Origin of the sequence: Kitasatospora sp. NPDC017646, from assembly GCF_044329365.1 — a bacterium.
In the GTDB taxonomy this organism is placed as follows: Bacteria; Actinomycetota; Actinomycetes; order Streptomycetales; family Streptomycetaceae; genus Kitasatospora.
The window spans coordinates 1-20,894 of sequence record NZ_JBIRJC010000064.1; the positions used below are offsets into that span (position 1 = coordinate 1).

20 protein-coding genes and 1 pseudogene are annotated in these 20,894 nt (G+C 71.0%); 13 read left to right on the plus strand and 8 right to left on the minus strand.

Going from position 1 to position 20,894, the window contains the following annotated elements; all coding sequences use genetic code 11:
- Window positions 1-286: 286 nt before the first annotated feature.
- Together ACH4J0_RS39915 and ACH4J0_RS39920 are read left to right on the plus strand one after the other, a co-directional pair.
- Window positions 287-697: an STAS domain-containing protein gene (locus ACH4J0_RS39915; protein ID WP_396246104.1), complete on the plus strand. Its 411-nt coding sequence runs from the start codon at window positions 287-289 to the stop codon at window positions 695-697.
- Window positions 694-1,443 carry a DUF6296 family protein gene (locus ACH4J0_RS39920; protein ID WP_396246105.1) on the plus strand — a complete coding sequence of 250 codons (750 nt, stop codon included), beginning with the start codon at window positions 694-696 and terminating at the stop codon, window positions 1,441-1,443. Before ACH4J0_RS39915 ends, ACH4J0_RS39920 begins: the two co-directional genes overlap by 4 nt.
- Here ACH4J0_RS39920 and ACH4J0_RS39925 read toward each other — a convergent pair.
- On the minus strand, window positions 1,386-1,517 hold the full coding sequence (locus ACH4J0_RS39925) for a hypothetical protein (RefSeq protein ID WP_396246122.1): 132 nt from the start codon (window positions 1,515-1,517) through the stop codon (window positions 1,386-1,388). The genes ACH4J0_RS39920 and ACH4J0_RS39925 overlap by 58 nt on opposite strands.
- A 655-nt stretch (window positions 1,518-2,172) precedes the next feature.
- On the opposite strand from ACH4J0_RS39925, the gene ACH4J0_RS39930 reads away from it, so the two are divergent.
- On the plus strand, window positions 2,173-2,724 hold the full coding sequence (locus tag ACH4J0_RS39930; RefSeq protein WP_396246106.1) for a hypothetical protein: 552 nt from the start codon (window positions 2,173-2,175) through the stop codon (window positions 2,722-2,724).
- Window positions 2,725-3,038: 314 nt separating this feature from the next.
- Here ACH4J0_RS39930 and ACH4J0_RS39935 read toward each other — a convergent pair whose 3' ends face one another.
- On the minus strand, window positions 3,039-3,545 hold the full coding sequence (locus ACH4J0_RS39935) for a GNAT family N-acetyltransferase (protein WP_360467385.1): 507 nt from the start codon (window positions 3,543-3,545) through the stop codon (window positions 3,039-3,041).
- Window positions 3,546-3,696: 151 nt separating this feature from the next.
- Here ACH4J0_RS39935 and ACH4J0_RS39940 point away from each other — a divergent pair, with 151 nt between their 5' ends.
- From ACH4J0_RS39940 to ACH4J0_RS39960, 5 genes are all read left to right on the plus strand, one after another.
- Window positions 3,697-4,014, plus strand: coding sequence for a hypothetical protein (locus tag ACH4J0_RS39940; RefSeq protein WP_396246107.1), 318 nt, complete (start codon window positions 3,697-3,699; stop codon window positions 4,012-4,014).
- Window positions 4,015-4,360: 346 nt separating this feature from the next.
- On the plus strand, window positions 4,361-4,492 hold the full coding sequence (locus tag ACH4J0_RS39945; RefSeq protein WP_396246108.1) for a hypothetical protein: 132 nt from the start codon (window positions 4,361-4,363) through the stop codon (window positions 4,490-4,492).
- A 634-nt stretch (window positions 4,493-5,126) separates the two neighbouring features.
- A complete protein-coding gene (locus ACH4J0_RS39950) occupies window positions 5,127-5,411 on the plus strand; it encodes a hypothetical protein (RefSeq protein WP_046385941.1) in 285 nt (94 codons plus the stop codon).
- 233 nt (window positions 5,412-5,644) lie between these two features.
- On the plus strand, window positions 5,645-6,064 hold the full coding sequence (locus tag ACH4J0_RS39955; RefSeq protein ID WP_396246109.1) for a hypothetical protein: 420 nt from the start codon (window positions 5,645-5,647) through the stop codon (window positions 6,062-6,064).
- 61 nt (window positions 6,065-6,125) lie between these two features.
- A complete protein-coding gene (locus ACH4J0_RS39960) occupies window positions 6,126-6,509 on the plus strand; it encodes a MarR family transcriptional regulator (protein ID WP_396246110.1) in 384 nt (127 codons plus the stop codon).
- A gap of 352 nt (window positions 6,510-6,861) precedes the next feature.
- On the opposite strand, the gene ACH4J0_RS39965 is transcribed toward ACH4J0_RS39960, so the two are convergent.
- Entirely contained in the window at window positions 6,862-7,272 is a 411-nt protein-coding gene (locus ACH4J0_RS39965) for a hypothetical protein (protein WP_396246111.1), read from the minus strand.
- A 188-nt stretch (window positions 7,273-7,460) separates the two neighbouring features.
- Here ACH4J0_RS39965 and ACH4J0_RS39970 point away from each other — a divergent pair, with 188 nt between their 5' ends.
- The 5 genes from ACH4J0_RS39970 to ACH4J0_RS39990 all read left to right on the plus strand — a co-directional run bounded on the left by ACH4J0_RS39970 (window position 7,461) and on the right by ACH4J0_RS39990 (window position 12,189).
- Window positions 7,461-7,730: a hypothetical protein gene (locus ACH4J0_RS39970; protein ID WP_030556414.1), complete on the plus strand. Its 270-nt coding sequence runs from the start codon at window positions 7,461-7,463 to the stop codon at window positions 7,728-7,730.
- The gene (locus ACH4J0_RS39975) at window positions 7,727-8,677 is read left to right on the plus strand and encodes a RimK family alpha-L-glutamate ligase (RefSeq protein ID WP_396246112.1); all 951 of its coding nucleotides are present in this window, start codon (window positions 7,727-7,729) and stop codon (window positions 8,675-8,677) included. The genes ACH4J0_RS39970 and ACH4J0_RS39975 overlap by 4 nt, the downstream gene beginning before the upstream one ends.
- Before the next feature lie 397 nt (window positions 8,678-9,074).
- Window positions 9,075-9,497 (plus strand): hypothetical protein, encoded by a 423-nt coding sequence (locus tag ACH4J0_RS39980; RefSeq protein ID WP_396246123.1) that lies wholly within the window; start codon window positions 9,075-9,077, stop codon window positions 9,495-9,497.
- A gap of 424 nt (window positions 9,498-9,921) precedes the next feature.
- Window positions 9,922-10,446, plus strand: coding sequence for a transposase (locus ACH4J0_RS39985; RefSeq protein ID WP_396246121.1), 525 nt, complete (start codon window positions 9,922-9,924; stop codon window positions 10,444-10,446).
- A 633-nt stretch (window positions 10,447-11,079) separates the two neighbouring features.
- Window positions 11,080-12,189: a hypothetical protein gene (locus ACH4J0_RS39990; RefSeq protein ID WP_396246113.1), complete on the plus strand. Its 1,110-nt coding sequence runs from the start codon at window positions 11,080-11,082 to the stop codon at window positions 12,187-12,189.
- Between the two features lie 212 nt (window positions 12,190-12,401).
- Here the strand turns inward: ACH4J0_RS39990 and ACH4J0_RS39995 are convergent, their stop codons facing one another.
- From ACH4J0_RS39995 to ACH4J0_RS40015, 5 genes and pseudogenes are all read right to left on the minus strand, one after another.
- Window positions 12,402-12,524: a hypothetical protein gene (locus ACH4J0_RS39995; protein WP_396246114.1), complete on the minus strand. Its 123-nt coding sequence runs from the start codon at window positions 12,522-12,524 to the stop codon at window positions 12,402-12,404.
- A gap of 449 nt (window positions 12,525-12,973) precedes the next feature.
- Window positions 12,974-13,432, minus strand: a pseudogene (locus ACH4J0_RS40000) (hypothetical protein); the annotation flags it as partial.
- A gap of 10 nt (window positions 13,433-13,442) precedes the next feature.
- On the minus strand, window positions 13,443-15,125 hold the full coding sequence (locus tag ACH4J0_RS40005; protein WP_396246115.1) for a hypothetical protein: 1,683 nt from the start codon (window positions 15,123-15,125) through the stop codon (window positions 13,443-13,445).
- Window positions 15,122-18,685, minus strand: a complete 3,564-nt coding sequence (locus ACH4J0_RS40010; RefSeq protein ID WP_396246116.1) for a hypothetical protein — start codon at window positions 18,683-18,685, stop codon at window positions 15,122-15,124. Before ACH4J0_RS40010 ends, ACH4J0_RS40005 begins: the two co-directional genes overlap by 4 nt.
- Before the next feature lie 17 nt (window positions 18,686-18,702).
- Window positions 18,703-20,886 (minus strand): hypothetical protein, encoded by a 2,184-nt coding sequence (locus ACH4J0_RS40015; RefSeq protein ID WP_396246117.1) that lies wholly within the window; start codon window positions 20,884-20,886, stop codon window positions 18,703-18,705.
- Window positions 20,887-20,894 lie beyond the last annotated feature (8 nt).

Consider the following 20,894-nt stretch of genomic DNA (forward strand, 5'->3'; position numbering starts at 1 on the left):
AAGACGGCGTGGATCAACGACCCGGCCAAGCGCAGGGAACCCGCACCACAAACCTCATAACGTCACGACCGTCTCACTGGACTTGAAATCTTCCGGGTGACGCTCGGCGTCCGGCGCGCCCGGAGCGGAAGCCGGCGTTTAGTGGCCGGTGTTTCGGTCACACACGAGGCGTTGTCGGGGTCGGTTTGAGCGGTCGGCTCCGGCAGCGTGCGGGGATGGTGTCGAGGCGGGCAACGAGGCAAGCTCGAAGGCGGACAGCTTCTCCTCGTGGGGAGGGAGCCCGCTCATGTCCGCCAAACGCATCATCCCTGCAGACGACAGCGACACCATCGGCCCGTGCCTGCGGATCACCACGCTGTCGACCGGGGAAACCGTCGTCTGCCGCCTCGCAGGCGAGATCGACCAGGTCCAGCGGCCCAAGCTGGGAAACGCCCTCGCGCGGGCCGTCAGCCAGCGCCCGCACCAGCTGATCGTCGATATGGCCGCCGTCAGCTTCTGCGACTCCTCCGGCCCCAACGCCCTCCTCCAGACCCTCCAGGACGCGGCCCTGGCCGGCACCCTCCTCGTTCTGACGTCCCTCCCACCCCAGGTCCGCCGACTCCTCGAAGTCACCGGCACCGACGAAGTATTCACGATCCGTGACAGCGTCTACGCGGCCCTGCACGGCGACCGCCCACATCGGCGGAGCCGGCCATGAACGCCTCGTCACGCTACGCGATCATCCTGCCCGGCGTCCCCGGCGGCCACGCCCCACCGGAAGTCATCATCGTCCACGCCACCGGCGAAACCACCCGAGACGGCCAACCGGTGTTCGCCGACGCCACCGGCACCTTCCGCGTCGAAATCGCGGACGACATCGCCCGCCCGCTCGCCACCACCGCAGGCCCCGGCCAGCACACCTGCCTACACGCCCAACCCCTGCCCTGGCCAAGAGGGCGCCCGACAACACACCGGCCCCCGGGCCGGGGCCTGCCAGGAACTCGCCTCGGAGGCCCCGGGACTACCAACCTTCAACGAGCCGAGCGAGGCGGGGTCACGTCCAGGTCAACGGGTCACACGGGCCTCGGGCCGGTTACTCGGCGGCGAGTCCCGAGTGCCGAACCCGGCGGGCGCAGCGCTCGGCCACACCGCCATAGGCTGCCGTTGCCTTGCCCGCGCGCTCAGTTCAGGACGGGCACGGCCATGGCGCGGCCAGCGGTCGGTACCGGCCCCACCAGCCACAGGCCGGCGCTGCCGGCCCCGACGGGCAGCCCGAGGTCCGGAACACTTGGTGATCACCGCGTCAGCCTGCTGGGCCGCTTTTGCATACGCGGCCAGGACCTCGGCCAGGGTCTCGTCCGGGGCGTGCGGGCTCACTGCGGTCCGGGCCAGCGCTGCGGGCGTGCTCACGGCTCGCTCGGATATTGCTCCTCGGCCCAGCGGGCGACGATCCGGTACTCGTGAACGGCCTCCTCGACCGCGCTGGCCAGACGGCCCTCCTCGGTGAATGCGGCCAGAGCCCGGTCGACCGCCCACATCCGTACCTGGAGTACCTCGTCGGCGGTGAGCCGACCTGTGCGGGCGAAGCGCTCGCGCTGGGAGTGGATGGCGTCCGCATCGAGGGAAAGCCAGCCCGGGTGTGCGCAAGGGCCTCGCGCTCGGCGAAGAAGCCGTCGATGACGCGGCGGGCGTCAGCATGCTCGTCCACGGCCTCTCCCTACCCCGGCCCCTTTCCCACCGTGGCACCCGGCGAATCCGGCGGAATGGGCCACACAGCCCCTACCACCTGGGCCTTCCGGACAGCCAGCCGTCCCATCCACCTGCGCGATGCCTTCGCCGCGCGTTCACGCCTCTATGGCGCTGCGGGCCGCGGGTGAGGACGGCGGCCGGACGATCGACCACCACCAAGCTTGATGGCACGCGCGGAGCTGGCGGGCGAGGTCGCCGGTGGGCAGGCTGAACGCAGAGCCGCCCGCCTCGACGAAGATGCCTCCAACATCACCCGACCACGAGCCAATCCCGCCCACGGGACCCGGCCGGCTGCTCCACGGCGGTGCGCAGGGCCCGGTGGGCGGCATCCCGAGCGCGCGGGAACTGCTCGTCCCCGTTGTCGGGGACGGGCACTTCGGGATGGAAGGAACCGTCTGTCCCCGGCCGCCGTCCTTGATCGGACACCAGATGAAGGAGTGAACCGTGGACGTCGTGCCTGAGCTGCTCGCCGCCCTGCCCGCGCTCGACGCCGGCCTCGACCCGGCCGCACCGTGGCCACTGCGCCGGGTGGAACTGCGCGTACCCGAGGGCGTGACCGTACACATCGGTGACCCGCAGGGCAGCGACGGGTACGCCATCGAGGTCCCCCAGATAGTGGCGTACCTGGTCCTCGACGCCGACCCGGACGAGCCCGAGATCACGGCGGCCCTGCTGCGCCTGGACGACGCCTGCCCGGTCGGGATGGACGAGGATGTCGAGTTCCTCGACACCTTCACCGGAGTCCTCCTGGTCCACGCGCTGGCGGACAACCGGTCCGCCGTCCGCTTCGCCCAGGACTTCGCCGAGGCAGGCGACCGCAGGCACGAGGTGAACCCGGGCGAGGAGGCCACCGGCAGGACGGGAAAGCCCTCCGAGAGCTGGCAGCTGGAGCCGGACGGGCCCGTCCTCGCCCTGCGCGTCAACCAGGAGGGGATGAACGTGTTCACCTGCCGCGACGCTCAGGGGCGCAACGTCGGCATGCTGCTGCACGCCTGACCGCGCCACCGTTGTCCGCCACGCGGCGCCAGGGCGCTCAGGCGCCCTGACCCGGAGGGTGTCAGCAAGTGACGCGCACGACGCAGATGTGCTCGTGGCGGCCGTCCGATGCGACCAGTTCGGCAACGAGCGCGTCGCGCAACCGTGGGGTGTCGGCGTGGGCGGGTCGAATCGGGCGTGGGGGCTGCGCTGGAGGGCGTTCCCGCGGCTGCTGTTGGTGGTCCTGGTCGGCGCGGCAGCGGCCGGGGTGCGTTCGGCGGTGGCGGATCTGCGGCCGGCCGCCGAGATGCTCACCGTCCCGGCGCGACAGTCCCCTATAGGGCCTGCGCCAGGACGAGTTCGCGGGTGGTGCCGTCGTCGAGGAGGTCGCCGAGTTCGTCGGTGTCGGCGAAGCCGTTGCGGCGGTAGAGGGCGATGGCGGCGTCGTTGTGGGGCATGACGGCGAGCTTGAGGGTCCGGTAGCCCTCGTCGGCGGCCCATCGGGCGATCTCGGCAATGAGACGGTCGCCGACGCCCCGGCCGCGGGCGGCCGGGCCGACCCACATGGAGATCAGCTCGGCGGCGGACGGGTCCTCGTCAGCCGGGACGCCGGTGGCCATGGCGACGGGGGTGCCGTCGAGGACCGCGACCAGGTCCAGGGCGCCGGGGATCTCCAGTCGGGAGCGCCAGCGCTCCTCGTGGTCGCCGGGGCCCTGCCAGTCGGCGAGGGTGGAGCCGAAGGCGTAGGGGGCCTCGGCGAGGGCGGCGAGGCGGAGCTCGCGCCAGAGTGGCCAGTCGTCGGAGCTCAGGCGGCGCAGTTCGAGTTCGTGCTGTTCGGACATGGTGCGGACCTTGCCCCAGGACGGACCGCACGGGCAAGCCGATTATCCCCAGCGAAGAGATCGTGGACGACGCGGTCCGGCTGATCGAGAAGAACGGGCCGGCCGTTCACCGCAAGGCCGCACTCCAGGTGCTGCACGCGGTCCCGGCGCGGTGCTGGCCGGCATTGTGCGGGCCTGCGGAGTCAGCCCTCAGGAGGAAGCCGAGTGGGTCGAGGCCCTGCGACGGATCCACTCCAACCGGCGCGCCGACGGTGCGCCGCTGCCGGAGGTCGAGCGGCGGCTTGCCGAGGCCGAGGCGGAGATCCTGCGCCTGCGGGAGGCGATCGGCCGGGGCACGACCGACGCCCTGCTCCGGGAAGCGGCTACGGCCGCGAACAGCCCGGTCCCGGTGCGCCGGTGGCGCTCGCGCCCGCCGACCATCCCACCGCAGAGCCGGCCGTCGCAACGACCGGTTGAGCGGACGACGTAGAAGAAGGGCGTCGGTGCCCCGAGTGCGGCCAGCAGGCCCCACCGGGGCACCGACGCGGAGAACGAACCTGGCCGCCCGGCGTAGGACGGGAGATCCCGGACGACCAGTGGTGGGGTGGCCAGCGCTCGTGACCCCACCACCGCTCAGGACAACATCCAGGCGGCGAAGACGAACAGTGCCCCAACGCCCGCGATGGCGACCGCTTCATCAAATGATTTATATCGTTCTGCGCTAACTGGACGAGCTGATCGCCGAGGCGCTGCACGCGCAGCAAGGGCTGCCCGGCGCCCACTGCATCGCGGCGGCCGGCTTCCCGCGGCTGACCCGCGAGCTGGTCCGGTGCGCGGTGATCGCCGACCGCGAGGCCGGCGCGACCTGGGCCACGATCGGCGAGGCGCTCGGACTCAGCGCGGACGCCGCCCGCGCCCGCTACGGCAAAGTCCGCCTCCTGTGGCCACCACCCCCAGAACCCACCTGACACGGCGTCGCCCGCCCCTGCCCCACCACCACGAGCGGCCGGCACCAGCCGGACGCGAGAACAAGAGCACAGCGCAGCGCCCGGCCACACCGACCAACGCCCCAACCCACCCACCACACCCACCAGCAAGGGGCCCAGGGCTGCGACACCCGCTGGGCGGCCTCGAGATCTGGGCGGCCCGGTTGCGGGCCTGCTGTGTGGCGGTGCTGAAACCGAGATGGAACTGAAGCGGGCCGCCCGTCCGGACACCTCCCAGCTGGCTGAGTGACCGGCCGCGAGGCCCCGCCCCGGGGATTCAGGTTGTGGCGGGAATGGTCCAGCGCGGGCAGGCGGGCTGATGGCGGTGGATCACGAAGACCGTGCCGCCGAGGCTGACGAACCGTTCGGTGCGCACCCGGCAGCACGGCTCCTCCCGCACCCGGGCCGGGGCGGCCAGGCCCTCACGGGTGCCGGAGCGGAGCGATGTGAAAGGGGGAAGGGTGGGTTGTAGTGGTCCGGGGAGCGGGTTGTAGCGGTGCGCAGGGTAGGACGGTTCGGGCGCAGGAGGCGGCACAGGATCGTGCCATCATGGTTACTGACTGGTAATCGGATGATGTCCAGTCAGTGATCCGTGTAATACCGTAAGGAGTCACCCATGCGTCGACGCATGACCGCCCTCGTCCTGACCGCAGCCTTGGCCGGCGGCGCCCTGGCGACGGTTGCCCAGGTCGCCTCCGCCCAGCCGGCGGCTGCCGCCTCGATCAAGGTCGACCTCAACAAGATGCGCCAGCAGGTCGCCGAACTGCGTCAGAAGGCCGACCGACTGGACCGCGCGGGCCAGCACGACGCGGCGCGCAAGACCCGTGCCCAGGCCGACGCGCTGCAGCGCCGGATCAACCAGATCGAAGCGGCCGAGCGGGACACCACCCACCACTTCTGATCTCCGGCGCCCTCGGCGGTCGCCGGTTCCGGCGGCCGCCACGCAGGTGCCAGTGGGCGGCGGCGTCGGGGCCGACGATCGTGGGCCAGTGGTCGCGCAGGCCGCCGCGTCCGACCCGGCCCGTCCAGCAGACCGCGCCCCGGCGCGGCCCTCGCGAGCCGCTGCCCGCCGCCGATCAGCGGCGACCGCTAGCGTGCGGCGCAGCCAGGACGGGTGACCAGGGAGGGTTTTGCGTGGGTGGCAGTGGATGGGCGGAAACCGGGCCCTACCAGGAGGATCTGGGAGCGGCATTCCGTCAGGCTCAGGCGCGGGAGCTGGCGAAGGACGATCACGGTTTTCCGGGGCAGAGCATCAGTGAGCTGTGGCGGGACGAGGACTGGCAGGAGTACATCCTGACGGGAGGCACCGGCACAGTGCTCGACTTCTACGCGCTGATCGACGCCGAAGGCGGCGACGACGTCGCCATGATGCGCCCCCTGACCGGGAGCGAAGTCCGAAGCTGGGCTCCCAACGGCCGGCCCACGCGCGAACAGTGGGAGGCCGCGCTACCGCAACTCCTGAACCCTGTCGGCCGAGGAATCGGCCGGTGCACGGTGCTGTACCAAGATGGCGAACCAGCCGAGATCGCCTACTGGGGCTGTACCGCGGACTAGATTCAGCACCGGTCAAACTTCCTGCTCCCAAGACCGCTCCTCGGAAGAAGAAGGGGACCGCATGAGCTCCCCGGCCGCTGTCGAGTTCGCTGTCCGCTTCCTGGAGGCGGACGAGATCAACGCGCTGCTGCTCCGGGCCGGCTCGCTGCCCGGTGCGGATCTGCGGATGCTGATGTACTACGCGACCGCGGTGCCGATCGGTGAGGCGGTCACCAAGACGACCACCGACATCGGCCGCGAGCTCGGCCTGAGCACCACCAGCGCCTCGCGGAGCATCGGCCGGCTGGCGGCGGCGGGCTGGCTGGAGCTCTCGCACTCCGCCGTTGGCAGCCGCTTCTACGTCCTGGGCCGGGCGGCCCTGGACATCGAGGCGGACGAGAAAGACGAGGTGGCCGGCGAGGACGGACAGCTGGCGAAGGTCCACCAGCTGCGGCCGCGGGGCTGATTCCGCGTACATCGTTCCCCTGGAGGGGAACGATGCTGGTCAGAGCCGTGTGATGGTGCGGGGCGGTACCACTGGTGGTACCGCCCCGTTCTGCTCCTGCAGAACGAAGCCGCGGCTGGCGCGTACATCGTTCCCCCGAGGGGAAAGCCGCTGCTCAGGGCGGTGTGATATCGGCCGTCGGTAGCACTGGTGATACCGCTTCGTTCTGGTCGGGCAGAACAAACTCGAAGAGCTCGTGCGGGGTGCAACGCCGTGTTGCACCCCGCACAAGCTCTTCTTGCGTGGTCCATATGCCCAGGTCAGGGGCGCAACGCGGTCCGGTCGTGTTGTAGGCCAGCGGCCTGACGTTTCATCAGGCGGGAGCGTCCGGACCGGCGACGGGTACCACCAGGAGCCGCCTGGCTTCCTGCTGCCGGTCGGCGAGGATGTGGGCGAACAGCCGCGACATGAGTGCCTGGCGGCGGTGCGCGTCGCCGCCGCAGGCCTGCGCGCAGCCATCGCACTGCGCGCTCGTGCCGGGGCAGCCGGGTGGGCAGGAGTGGCGGCGGTTGGCGTGTCCGAGGAGCAGTTCGGGCAGCTGGGAGGCTGCTCGGACCGCCGGGTCGGCGTAGCAGCCGGTGCCGTCGAGGTAGGCAGCGGTGAGCCAGGCCTCGAGGTAGACGTAGGCGTTGCCGGTCGTGCGGGTGAGCTGGTCCAGGACGTCCTCGTCGGCGGGCTCGGGCGCAACGTCGTCCAGGCGGCCGGTGACGATGTGGTCGAGCAACCCGGCCCCTCAGAAGGACCACACCGTTCCGGCCACCCGACCGCCTGACGCGGCGCGGGGTCGGGCCGGCGGCTTGATGCGCCCGGTTTGTTGAGTCGTCAAGTTGTTCGATATGCGGCAACGCCTCAACGGTGCTGTGCTGGTGGAAAGACCACACCTCACCAACCCCTCCGTGGAGGTGACTCACCATGGCATCGTTCAAGCTCGGAGACCCCGTGGCCGAGGACGTGCAGGCCCGGTCCAGAATCTCGACCGAACTGGCTCCTCCCGTCATCCTCAGGGCGCAGCCCGACTCGTTCGTACGCCTGAACACGCCGGAAGAGCTCCGGGACTGGGAGGAGGCTGTCCGTGCCACCACCGGGATGCGCATCGACGCCTCCCGCATGGGAGGCTCGGCTTCGGAGTCGTGCTCGTGCGGCTGCTCCGACGACTGCTGCGTGGACTGCCCCGCCCAATGATCCTCACGGTGTCCGTCGAGGACGATTTCCACACCCACGTCATCCGGGATGCCGCCGTGCGTCGCGGCTTCCGCGACTTCCACGTCCTGGAGTGCGACCGGATCAGCGGACGTCCCGGCCTGACGTGGAGTTCGCATGGGGACGCACCTAGCACCGTCCTGACCTCGGAGGGGCGCATCATCCCCCTCGACGCGGTGTCGGTGCTGTGGTGGCGGCGGATGCGGGCGAACCAGCAGGCCTCCGCCCGCGCGTCGACCGACCACCAGCGGCGCCTGGTCGACAACGACAGCCGCGGCGCTCTCGGCGGCATCCTCGCGGCGTGCTTCCGGGGCCAGTGGATCTCCACCCCCGAAGCGACTGACCGCGCCGCGGACAAGTTGTACCAGCTCTCCGTAGCGCGGGAGGCGGGCTTCCGGGTGCCGCGCACGCTCGTCTCCCAATCCCGCGACGAGGTGCTGGAGTTCGCCCGCACCGTGGACCGCGTGATCGTCAAACCCGTGGTGGGCGCGACCGGCCCGCTCATGTTCACCCAGTACATCGACGATCCGCGGGCCATCCCCGAGGAGTCCTTCAGCGTCTGCCCGGCCGTCTACCAGGAGTACATCCCCGGCCGCAGGCACGTCCGGCTCAACTGCTTCGGCGAGCGCATGTACGCGGCCCTCATCGAGACCGACCGGCTCGACTGGCGCCCCGACCTCAACGTGCCCATCTCCAGGTGGGACGTGCCGCCCGATGTGGGCCGCGGGGTGGCGGAGGTGCTGCAGCGACTCGGGCTGCGCATGGGCGCCATCGACATCAAGTTGACCCCGGACGGTGAGCCCGTCTGGCTGGAGGTCAACCCGCAGGGGCAGTTCCTCTTCCTGCAGCCCCTGCTGGGGGAACCGCTCGACGACCACTTCCTCGACTTCCTGCTCTCCTGCGTGGAGGCTGGCGGACACGACCGGTGATCCATCCGCCGCATCTCCTCCGGGCACCCGCGACGATCCTTTGACGTCGGCCGCAGGGCTCCCGCCGACCCCGTCCCGTCGGCGGCGGCGTGCGGGCCCCCCGCGGGGCGCCGGTTCCCGGACCCGTCCGCCGACCTGCGAGGAGTCGGCGCCGGTCTCCTTCATCGGCGCCGAGCGCCCGACGCCGGAGACTGTGGCGCGATGTGGGGTGCGGCCGATGAGGTGGGGGCCGGGTGGTGTCCTGTGCGTGCCCGAGAGCCAGGGGAGCTAGGTGGCTGGTGTTAATCGTGTGGGCTCGCCTTGAGTGTTCGTCCTGTGCCAGGCTGCGGGTGGTTGGTCGCTGGGTGTGGGGAGAGGTTGAGCGATGGCAGTGGGCCGGACTCCGATGCAGCCGGGGTTGCTCTCCTCCACGGCGGGTTTCTGCGAGGGTCGGCTGGCGCCGAACTCGATCTACGCGGTGCTGCACCGCGAGTGCCGGGCGATGTTCCCGGACGAGCTGTTCGCGGATCTGTTCGCCGAGGACGGCCGCAGGTCGGTGCCGCCGATGATCGTGGCGGTCGTGATGGTCCTGCAGCGTCTGGAGGGCTTGTCCGATCGTGAGGCGGTCGAGCGGTTCGCGTTCGACGTTCCGCTGGAAGTACGCGGCAGGCGGGCTGGACTTCGACCACCCGGGGTTCGTGCACACCGTCCTGGTGGACATGCGGGCGAGGCTGGCCGCTTCCGCCCGGCCGAACCGGATCTTCGAGCGGACGGTGGAGGTGGCCGCCCAGGCGGGGCTGGTCGGCCGCCGCCGGGTGCTGGACTCGGCTCCGATCTATGACGCGGTGGCCACGCAGGACACGATCACGCTGATCCGTTCGGCGATCCGCGGCCTGCTGCGGGCGGCCGATCACGTGCTACGGACGGAACTGCGGGCGGCGATCTCCAGCGGCGACGCCTACACCAGCGCGGCCAAGCCGGCCATCGACTGGACGGATCCGGCCGAGCGGGAGGCCCTGGTCGATTCGCGGGCCCGTGACGGCTTCGCGCTGCTGACCGTGCTGGACGGCCGAGAACTGGAGCAGGAGGTGGTCCAGGCCGCCCGTCTGCTGGCCACCGTGCTGGGCCAGGACCTGGAGCGGGACGGGGACGTCCTGCGGATCGCCCGCAAGGTGGCCCGGGACCGGGTCATCTCCACGGTCGATCCCGAGGCCCGGCACGGCCACAAGACCGTCCGCCGGTCCTTCGACGGCTACAAGGGCCACGTGGCCGAGGATCCCGACAGCGAGGTCATCACCGCGACCGAGGTGACCGCGGGCAACGTCGGCGACGCCGAGCCCGCCGCCGAACTGCTGGCCGACGTCCTCCACCCGGCCGCCCCGGACGAACCGGCCACAGGCCGACGGGCCGCAGGCGAGCGCCCCGAGGTCTACGGCGACGCCGCCTACGGGACCGGACCGCTCCTGGCCGAACTGGCCGAGGCCGACGTCGAGGTGATGGTCAAGGTGCAGGCGGCCAACGCGCGTCTTGCTGCGACCGGCGAACTTGGAGTCCTCGTACAGCGTGACCGTCCATCCCTCCGGGATGGTTACGGAGCTGATGAAGTCGTTGTCGTCCAGGGCACTCGTGTCGTAGGCGCCGGGCTTCAATGTCTGGCTCTTGCCCTTGCAGCCGCGTTCGCCGTGGACGATCACGTAGTCATTGGCCATGGTCCCCTCGCTTTCATTCAGTTGAGCAAGACGAGGGTGACTGGAGGGATCAACGGCTCCGGCAGGGGTGGGCTCGCCTGATGACTCACTCGTTCGTGTAGCGCGGTGAGGAACCCGTGTGCCAGTGGCTGCGGAGTCGGCCAGCCAAACGTCGGCGAGACGGGTCACCAGCGTCCTCTGCCACTCAACCTTGACCGGGTGACACCGAAGTTTGATCAACGCGCTTTTCTGCCACTGAAAATTGACCACACGGCTCGGCGAGCTGCCGGAACATCCCGAGAGGCATGGGGTCGGTTCGAGCGCGGCACGGCTGCGCCGCCGTTGACCGGTTCTGACGGCCGGTCGACGGCAGCGCGGGGTGGTTAGGCGGTGTATTCCTCGGCCGCGATCCGGGCTTCGACTTCGGCGGCGTCGGTGCCGGCAGCGCGTTTGCCGTAGCCGCGGTGGACGACCATGAGGTTGGTCCTGGGTGCCGTTCTTGTCGCGGTAGACGATCGCGGCGGGTCCGGCGCCGCTGAAGTGGGCGGGGAACTTCTGGTCGGTGCTCCAGGAACTGCCGTTGTAGGTGGTCCACCACAGGTTCTGGTCGCCGCTGCCGTAACCGCGGTGGACGCAGTACAGCTTGTTTTCGAACACCGCCAGGCTCGGGCCTTCCAGGCTGAAGTGCGCGGGGAGCTTGGTGTCGGTCGACCAGCTGGTTCCGTCGAAGGTGGCGTGCCACAGCTGGACATCGCTGCCGCAGCCGCGGTGGACCAGGTGCAGCTTGCCGCCGTACTCCGCAAGCGCCGGGTTCGAGGCCGTGGCGTGTCCGGGGAGCTTGGTGTCGGTCGACCAGCGGGTGCCGTCGAACGTGGCGTGCCACAGGTAGCTTTCGTCGCCGCCCTTGTGGACCATATGGAGCTTGCCGCCGAAGACGGCCAGCGCGGGCCCGACCGAGCTGAAGTGGGCGGGGAGCTTGGTGTCGGTCGACCAGCGGGTACCGTCGAACGTGGTGTGCCACAGCTGGCTGTCACTGCCGCTGCCGCGGTGGACGCAGTGGAGCTTGCCGTCGAAGACCGCCACCGCAGGGCCGGCGGCGCTGGAGTGGCCCGGGAACTGGACGTCCTCGGACCAGCCCTTGTCCGGGTCGAACTCGGTCCACCACAGCTGCTGATCGCCGCTGCCGCTGCTTCCGTAGCCGCGGTGGACGAGGATCAGGCAGCCGTTGAACACCGCCGCCGCAGGGTTCGCCGCGCTGGTGTGGGCCGGGAACTTGGTGTCCTCGTTCCAGCCCTGGCCAGCCTGGAACACCGTCCACCACAGGTTGAAGTCCTCGGTGGGACCCAGACCGACCGGGATGAGCATCGTCGGCGAGATCCATGGCGAGACCAGCTTGCAGCCATAGCCCCTCGACACCGCCTGGACCCAGGTCTTCTGGGCCATGGCCGCCAAGCCGACCACCGTAGCGAGGGGTTCCTTGAGGAACTCGCCGACGACGTCCGCGACGAGGTCCTTGATCTCCAGGTAGGCATCGACCGCCACCTGGTTCAGATGGACCTCGAACCCCCACCACTTCGTCTTGAACGACACCTCGGCGCCCAGCGCCTCCAGCTGCTTGCGGGCGCTCGCCGCCCTCTCCACCACCTCCAACGGCGGGGTGGCATAGAGTGCGGCGTTCTGCGGCACGCTGTCCTGCGGCTCGGCGGACTGATCGACGGCCATACATTCCTCCAATGTCGTGCACACTGCGCCGGCCGGCCCGGCTCCCGACCCGAAGGTCCCTGTACGCCACGCGACAGCATGCCCACGTCTAGCGGTCATGCACTTACAGAAGGTGATGATTAGGTCGTTGTAGCTACTGCTGTGCGACAACCGGACTCGGTCGCCGGTCTCCTGGAGTAGCCGCCAGCGGCCGAAGCCGCGCTCGAACCGACCTCATGCCACTCGAGATGTTCCGGCAGCTCGCCGAGCCATGCGGTCAATCTTCAGTGGCAGAAAAGCGCGTTGGTCAAACCTCAGTGGCACCCGGTCAAGGTTGAGTGGCAGAGGACAGGCACTCACGCGGCGCGGTCCTTCACCGGGTAGAGCTTGGCGTGCAGCATCCGGTCCTCCCACCACGGATCGTCTGGAGTGGAGACCAGCGCGGCCACCAGCTCGCGCTTGGTCGGGACCGGCAGCATCAGTGGGCCCAAGTCCTTTGCGGCGCGGGCCTGTACGCACTCGGGGCACTCCAGCCGGTCCGGCCGGGCCTTCTCCCGCAGCTCCAGCTTCGAGCCCTCCTTCCCCCCGATCCGAGCCCCGGCACGTCCAGCACGGGCGTAGCGCGGTGTTGGCCGTGCGGGCGGCCTCCAGTTGTTCTTCGGCTTCCCGTTCTAGGCGCTCCTGGCGGTCCTGGTGGCAGGGCCGGCAGCGGCCGCCGGGGTGGCGGGTCCACTCGACCTGTCCCCTGGGGCCGTACTCCCAGGTGGTCTCCTCCTCGGGAACGTCGCGGCAGTCGATGCAGACCAGGGAGTCCATCAGCTCCTGGTGGGCCTTGTGCTCCTCGTCCTCGCGGGCGGCCTGGCGCAGGTCGTAGGCGGCTCGGTTGTTCGGGTTCTCCAGCGCCTCGATGAGGGAGTAGCGGGCTCCGTCACGGCCGAAGCGCCACCATACCGGCCCGAGCGGCCCGCGGGTGGCCAGCAGCTCCAGGGTGGTCGCGACGATGGGCACCGCGTCGTCGTACTCCCGCCAGCCGTCGCCGTCGTAATCGCGGACCTCCCGGCATCACCGGCCGCGCCAGCAGCCGGCGGACAGGTCCGCGACGGCCTGCTGCCGGTTGGCCAGGGCGACCGGTCCGGCGTCGGTGACGACCAGGGCGACCGGCGGGTACCCGGCGCGGGTGTGGCCGGGCCAGGTGCGGCGCCACCAGCACCGTCCGGTCGGCCGGCTCCCGGTCGGCGAGGGCCGGGTAGTTGTCGCGGACCTTGGTGCGAAACAGCTCGCGGTACCGGGGGAACTTCGCGGCGACGTCGGCCGGGGTCATGGTGGAGCGATCGACCTCGACCATGAGCACCGGCACCCCGATCTCCGGGGCCTGCCACACACCGTCCGGGCGCGGCTCAGCGCATGTAGAACATGTGCAGCAGGTCCTGGTAAACGATCAGGGTGCATGCTTCTTTTGTGAGGTTGGTCAGGATCGGTCGGGTCCCGACGGCGCCGTACTGGCCGTCCGGCTTCCTGTAGTCGTAGGCGTAGCCGTCGTCGTCCCGATACACGTAGAACACGTGCTGCTTGTAACAGGCGGCGGCTGCGCGACCGTGGACGGGCTTCGTGCGGCCCACCCCGCTCCCGGACCAGCGGTCGCCCTGCTTGTAGTAGCTATTTACCCAGTTTTTCCCGTCTTTTGGGCTGAGAGCGACGGAGATCACGGCTTCGCCTTGGGAAGTCGCACCGCTGGTCATGTCCGGGGCGCGATCTACCCAGTCCGCTACTGCGCTCGGTGTGCTCCATTGGGCGCCGGCGGAGTTGGATTCGGTACTGAAGAGCTTGCTGTCGGGGGTGCGGTAGGTGCAGTAGAGCTTGCCCTGGAATGCGGCCAGCGCGGGGGCGTGGGTGGTGCTCGTGCCGGCGATCGGGACTGGCTCGCTCCACCGGTCGCCGTCGAAGGCGGTCCAGCCGATCGTGCCGTCCATCGCGCGGTAGACGCAGTGCAGCTTTCCGTCGAGGGACGCCAGGCCGGGGGCGTCGGGGCTGCGGATCTCCATGGTCTGGTCTGGGAGCCAGCTGACGCCGTCGGTGGAGGCGGACCACTGGAGGTGGTCACCGATCAGGGCTCGGTGTACGCAGTACAGGCGGTTGTTGTGGACAGCCATGGCCGGTGGGTTGGCGCCGGAGTGCAGGTCGACCGCGACGGGGGCGCTCCACTCGATGCTGCCGTTGTCCGCCAAGGTGCACGTGACGTGCATCAGGTTGGAGACCCGGCGGGTGTTCAGAGTGCCGCGGACGAAGAGGTTGGTGACCTCCAGGTCGGGGACGTTGACGGTGACGAGGGTGGTGAGGGTGCGTTCGACGGTCGTGTTGCCGGACTGGGCGATGCCGCGCAGGTAGAACGGGGTGGTCTGCTTGAGGTTGTTGACCGTGTGGGTGCGGACGTTGGTGACGTCGATCTCGGCCGTTCCATAGAGGAGTTTGTAGGTGGCGCCCGTGGACGCCTCCCAGGTGAGCGTGGTGCTGCCGCTGTGTTCGAGGGCGATCGGTTCGGCGCGCAGTTTGTCGAGCCGGAAGTCTGGCGGGAACTTGCCGACGGGCAGCAGGTCGACGTCGTCCTTGTAGGAGGCGCTGGTCCCGGCCCGGCGCCAGCTGGCGGTGACGGTGAGCGGGACCGTGCCGAGCTGGCGGTTGACGGGGATGTTGCGCAGTTGGATGGTGACGCCCTGGCCGGGGTCCACGACGGTGGCTCCGCCCGGCGCGTTGAAGACGATCTCCTGCTCGGCCTCGTTGTGGGAGGCAGTCCAGCTCGTGCCGGCGTGGTTGAGGGTGGCTTCGATCTCCTTCAGGTGTTCGGTCAGCGCGTGGGAGAGGTCGCCGACCGGGAATCCGACGGTGACGCGCCGGATCTCGATGGGGTTGAAGCCCAGGTGGCTGCCGACGACGACGATGTCGGCCTTCTCCAGCGCACCCGTGGCGGGGGAGACACGCACCGGGTCGGGGTTGGTGTTCATCTCGTACGCCAGCCCCGACTCGTCGGCGGAGGCGGTCCCGGCCTCGGCGGGGGCGACGGACTGAGAGACGGTCAGGCTCATGTGGCGGGTCCGTTCTGGCTGCGGCGATTGGCGGCGGAGAGGGCGTCGCTGAGGACCAGGAAGCCGGAGCGGACTTCTGGGCGGCCCAGCGGCAGGGCGGCGGGGTCGGGGACGGTGATGGGCAGGGTGCGCCAGCCGGTGCCGTGGGGTTCGGCCCAGGTCCAGGTGCCGGTGACGGTGGCGGGGGCGGGCATGACGGCCGTGCGGGCGGCCTCGGCGGCCAGCAGCGGGCCGGCGCGGAAACCGACGGTCATGCGGGCCAAGGCCCGTGCGGTGAATTCCTGCGGGATGTGCACGGTGCCGGTCGGCAGGATGTCGGTGGTGGCGTGGACGGGGACGCGCGGGTCGACCAGGAGCGTGGCCCGGGCCGGTTGTCCGGCGAAGGAGAGGCGGATGGGCGGTTCGCCGCCGGTGGGGATGGGCCGCAGGTAGCCGCCGTGGTCGCCGGACGGCTCGATGACGGTCTCGAAGTGGGCGTAGTCGTCGCCCAGGACGCAGCCGACGAGGCCGTCGTCGGTGTGCGCGGGCTCGCCGAGCCGCACGAACCACTGGTAGTCGGGCAGGTCCGGATCCGGCGGGTCGATCACATCCGTCCAGCCGACCGTCCTGCGGGCGGGTCCGCACAGTTCCAGGTCCAGGCGGGTGCGGACCAGGGCGAGGGGGCGGCCGAGCAGGAAGCCGAGGCCGGTGCTCTCCGGGCCGTCCGGGTCGATCATGGCGAGGGAGTCGTCCAGGGTGGCGCGTACCGCGGCCAGGACGGCGGGGCCGCGCCGCCGGATGGCGTCAAGGAAGCGGTAGACGTGCGGGGAGACGGCCTCCAGCTGGGCGAGGTCGGTGATGGAGGAGCCGGGCAGGGCGACCCACTCGACGACGCGCGGCCCCTGCGGGGAGAGGACCTCGCGCAGTTCGCCCAGGGCCACGCCTTCGGCATCGAAGCAGGCCAGGGTGCGGTCGAGGCGGTTGTGCAGGAGCCAGGCGCAGACCGGGTTGGCGCCGGGGGTGACGGCGACGTCCTCCTCGTCGTCCCGGTCGCCGGCGAGGAAGTCCAGGCGCAGCCGGGCGGGCTGGAGCAGGCGTGGGCCCAGCTCGATGAGGCGGTCGGGGGCGAGGTCGTCGATGGGGTGGTCGGGGGTCATCGGGTCGGGACGCACGGGTTCGAAGTGCAGCTCGTCCTGGATGAGGTTGACGGCCCGGCCGAACCGGTCGACGACCGACAGGCGGGTGAACGCCATTTGCCCGGCGCGCAGTTCGTGGAAGACGGAGTCCTTCCAGGGCTGGCCGGCGTACTTGGGTGGGGTGCCGGGGACCGGGGCGGGGCTGTCGGTCTGGCCGATGAGGTTCTCGATGGCCTCGGGTGGGCGGCGGCCGGCGCGGGTCTCGCGCTGGCGCAGGGTGGCGCCGAATCCGTCGAGGGTCTGGGAGAGGAAGTCCTTGTGCCGGGCGTCTTCGCGCAGCTGGCGCATCAGGTCCTGGGGCAGGTCGGCGCGGTAGGCCGCGTAGTTGTCGATCTGTCCGGCGAGGGCGTGCCCGGCGCTGGGGGTGAGGATCTGGCGGCCCATCACTTCGACGGACTCGGGGATCTCGCCCTCGCCCATCCAGCGGTAGCGGGTGCCGTCGAAGCGCCAGCGGGCCTGGCCGTTCTCCTCGTAGGCCAGCGGCGTGTAGCTGGCCTTCCACATCAGGTAGAGCGGCTGCCAGGGCTGGCGCCACGCCTCGGTGCCGTACTCGGGGAGCGCGCCGGTGACCTGGCCCGGGTTGATGGCGCCTTCGGCGTGGGTGCGGGCGAGGATGAAGAACTCGGTGAGGGCGGCCGGGACGATGGCGGGCAGCCCGCCGGTGGCGATCTGCGCCACGTCGGTGACGACCGAGCCTGCGCTGATCGGGCCGATCGCGGTGACCAGGCGGTCGCCGGGCCGGCAGGGCAGGGCGGAGCCGCGGGTGAGCGGGGCGTTGAGGTGCGCGCCCTGCAGAAGCAGCACAGGGTCGGCGGAGTCCTCGTAGGGATCCGCGGGCACCCGCTTGAGGACGGCGGCTGAGAGCAGCCCTTCGCGGGCGGCGTACGCGGCGGCGCTGGTCTCCAGCTCCTCGGGCGTGGTGCCCCAGGGGATCTCGGCGCGCTTGGCGACAAGGCGGCGGGAGAGGTCGGCGACGCGGCCGGCGGCGCCGCCGGGCACAGCGGGGTTCAGCTCGTCCTCGATGGCGTCGGCGAAGTCGGGGTAGGGCCGGTTCTCCAGGGACAGGGCCCACAGGAGGTAGAGGCGTTCCTGGGCGGCGGCCAGCTCGTGGGCCAGCGCGTCGTGCTCGGCCTGGAGGCGGTTGAGGCCGGCGACGACGCCCTCCTCCATCTCGCGGCGGGTGGCGCGTTGGGCGGTGGTGAGCGCGGCGCGGGCCTCGGCCGTGTCTCCGTCCACGACGCGCCAGGTGAAGCCGCTGGGGGCCGGGCCGAAGCCGGTGTCGTGGGCGGCGCGCGCGGTCACGTCGTCGCCCGCGCCGTCGGGGCGGTCCAGATCCTCCAGGGTGCCCAGGGCGAAGGCGCCGAACAGGCGGGCCTCGTCCGTGCTGAGCGCGCCGTCGCCGCCGCTCTGCTCCGGGAGGGCGGCCAGGGCCTCGGCGGCGCTGTTGGCGACGCAGACCGCGATGTTGTCCGGACCGGGGCAGTCCGAGGCGGGGACGCCGCCCTCGGGCTCCCAGAGGAGGCCGAGGGCGCTGCCGGTGTACAGGGTGCGGTCGATGGCGCTGGTGGCGGTCGGGGCGAGCCACTCCAGGCGGTCCAGCAGCTCGGCGAGCGGTTCACCGGCGGCGGCGATGTCGACCGTGGGGTCGGAGTACCAGCCGCTCACGTGGTAGCTGAGGCGGGCGTCACCGGCCACGTCGTCCAGCGGGTCGTGCAACGAGAAGACGTTCTCGTTGTACGGCTGGAAGGCGGTGAAGGTCAGCAGACCGGAGCCAATCGCGGTCAGGAACGGTTTGCGGGCGTCGGCGGGCTCGCGCCAGGGCTGCTCGGCGGTCAGCTCGTGCCGGCGTCCGATGAAGGTGGCCTTCAACTCGTCATCGGCGTTTGCGCCGTTGCCGTCCGGGTCGAGGTAGGACGCGGTGCCGGGTACCACGTCCTGGCCGTCGTCACGGGTGCCGAGGTAGTCGCTCTGCACCACCCAGGCGCGCGTCTGGCGGGTGTCGTCGCGGTAGCGGACCACCAGCCAGCGGTTGGGGACGAGCGGGAAGTCACCGATACCCTCGACCTCGTCGTGGCGTCCGCGGGTGAGGGCCTCGGGGAGCTGCCACTGCAGGTAGACGCCGCAACGGCCGGGGTCGTTGCTCCAGTCCTCGAAGGTGAAGGGCACCGGTTCGGGCGGCAGGTTGTCCTCGGCCAGCGCGGTGAAGTCGGCCTGCCAGCGCTGCCAGATGAAACTGCCGTCGGTGATGCGGGTCTGCTCGTTGACCGCGAGGGCGGCGACCTCGACCGGGACGACGAGGGTGTTGTTCGCCGTCATCTCCCGTCGTCCGGACGTCCGCCGTCCGGTAGTCGTCTGCCGGTGCCGCGAGGTGTGCTGCGTCGTCATCGTCTGCTTCCTGGGGGTCACGGCCGGACGAATTCCTGGAGCTGCGGGGCCTTGATCATCTGGAGCGCGAACTGCGCCGAGCTCAGATCCGCGTCGTCGTGTGCCGCGCCGAGGGCGGGCAGCAGCGCGTCGTCCGGGCCCGCGACGTTGAGCACGTCGTGGCCGCCGGGACGCAGGAAGCAGGCGAAGCGGTCGTCGGCCGGGTCTTCGGGGAACTCGCCCATCGGCGCGCCGATGTCAGGCGCGGTGATCTGCCGCAGCTCGATCGTGCCGATGTCGCTGAACCCGAAGTGCAGGCCCTGCGGCGGCTCGGCCAGCGTGAACGTGTCGATGACCTGCGGATAGAGCAGGAGCAGCACGTCGTCGCCGTAGACGGCACGCCGCACCGGCTCGACGCTCTCACCGTCGCGGGACGCCGCCATGATGATCTTCGGCCAGTTGGGCACGAGATCGGAGCGCAGCAGCACCGCGCACGGCGGCGGGACGGCGACGTCGGCGGCGAGTTGGTTGAGGTCGGCGTCCACGGCGTGGCCGACGCCGACACTGAGCGCGCCGTCCACGGCCGCCCGCACCCAGTGCGGGTCCGTGTAGGCGAAGCGGATGGACTCCGGCGGCAGCATCGCGGGGTCGGGTACCAGGTGCTCGAACGGGATCATCTCCAGCAGCGGCAGCCGGGCCAGCCAGGCTGCCACCGGGTCCAGTTCGTGGGAGAGCGCCGCGCGCAGCAGACCGCGGGTCTCGGCCTGGGTGACGGTGCTGCGCAGCGTCGCTGCGGCGAGCGGGGCGGTGCCGGCCGTGCGCGTCGATGCGGTACGTCGGTGTCCGGCCGCGAGCTGTGCGCCTGCCGTGTTCAGCGCGTGGTTGAGTCGCGCGCCGCCGGCCTCGGTCAGCAGCCGGTCGAAGGCTTCACGTGCCGGGTGGCCGGTCAGCGCCTCCAGGGTGGCCGCGCGTGCGGCCGGGCCGGAGCGGGTGAGCAGGCGGCGCGCCGCGCTGCGGGCGGCTTTGCGGAACTCCATCAGGGCGGTGTGGAACTCGGCGTCGCCGAGGGAGAGCTGGCGGCCGAGGCTGAAAGCTGCGGCGTAGCTGGTGTCGAAGACGCCGTGCCGTTCCACGTAGATCAGGGCCTCGCCGGCCGACTCCAGCCGTTCGCGGTCCTCGCCGGGCGGGGGCAGCTGCTGGGCGGGGGCGGCGGTGAGCGGGCCGCGGTAGTAGGCGAGGGTGCGCTCGCCGGAGTCCAGGCGCTGGGGGAGGGCGGCGGCGCCGGACGCAAGCCGGTCCAGGGCCTCGCGCTGGGCCTCGGTGGGTTGCGCGGGTGCTTGGGCGTGGCGGCGCAGCAGCAGGTCGGGTTGGGAGTCGGGGCCGGTGGCGAGGTTGTGGGCGAGGTCGCCGAAGCCGACGCCGGTGTCGTACACGGACTCGAAGGACCACGACCACAGGGAGACCATGCGCAGCCCCTCGGCGGGCGGGGTTGTGCCGTTCAGGTAGTCCTCGAAGCCGTCGAGGGAGAGCAGGTGGACGACGTGCATGCCGCCGTTCACGGCCGGGAAGCGGTTGGCGACGACGACCGCGTTCAGGTCCTCGACGTCGGGTTCCGGCTCGGGCTCGTCCGCCGCGCGGGTGTGCGTGGCGTCGGGGGGCCCGCCCTCGCGGACGTGGGCGAGCATGCCCATCTCGGCAGGGTTGGGGGCGAGGGCGGTGAACAGGGCGCCGGGCACCCGGACGGTGGCGCAGACCGTGTCCCACTCGTCGTCGAAGATGTGCTCGTCCGCGATGGCGGGTGGCCTTCCTGGCTTCTCCCGGCCCAGTAGTTGGCGCACCGTCAGGACATCCACCGCGCCGACCGCCTGCGGATCGTCGGGCAGCTCGTCTTCGCGGAAGACGAGCAGGGCCATCCAGGGCACGCTCCTGGCCTGGCCGCGCAAGCGCCGCAGCCACGGCAGGGCAGGGGTGTCCAGGGTGATGTGCGGCAGGATCTGACTGTACGAGCCGCTCGCCCCAGGCAGCGGGTAACAGGCCTGGACATCGGTCGGCGCGATAGTGAACCGCAACTCCCGCACATCGAAACGCTGCTGGTGTACGGGTAGGGCGGCGTCGGTCGCGTCCAGGGTCTGATCGACGGTGATGGTGTGCTTGCCGGCGGACAGGGACGGGATGCGGTGGTCGAACAGCCGCATCCGGTGCTCGACGTTGGGCGTGGTCACGGGGCGTA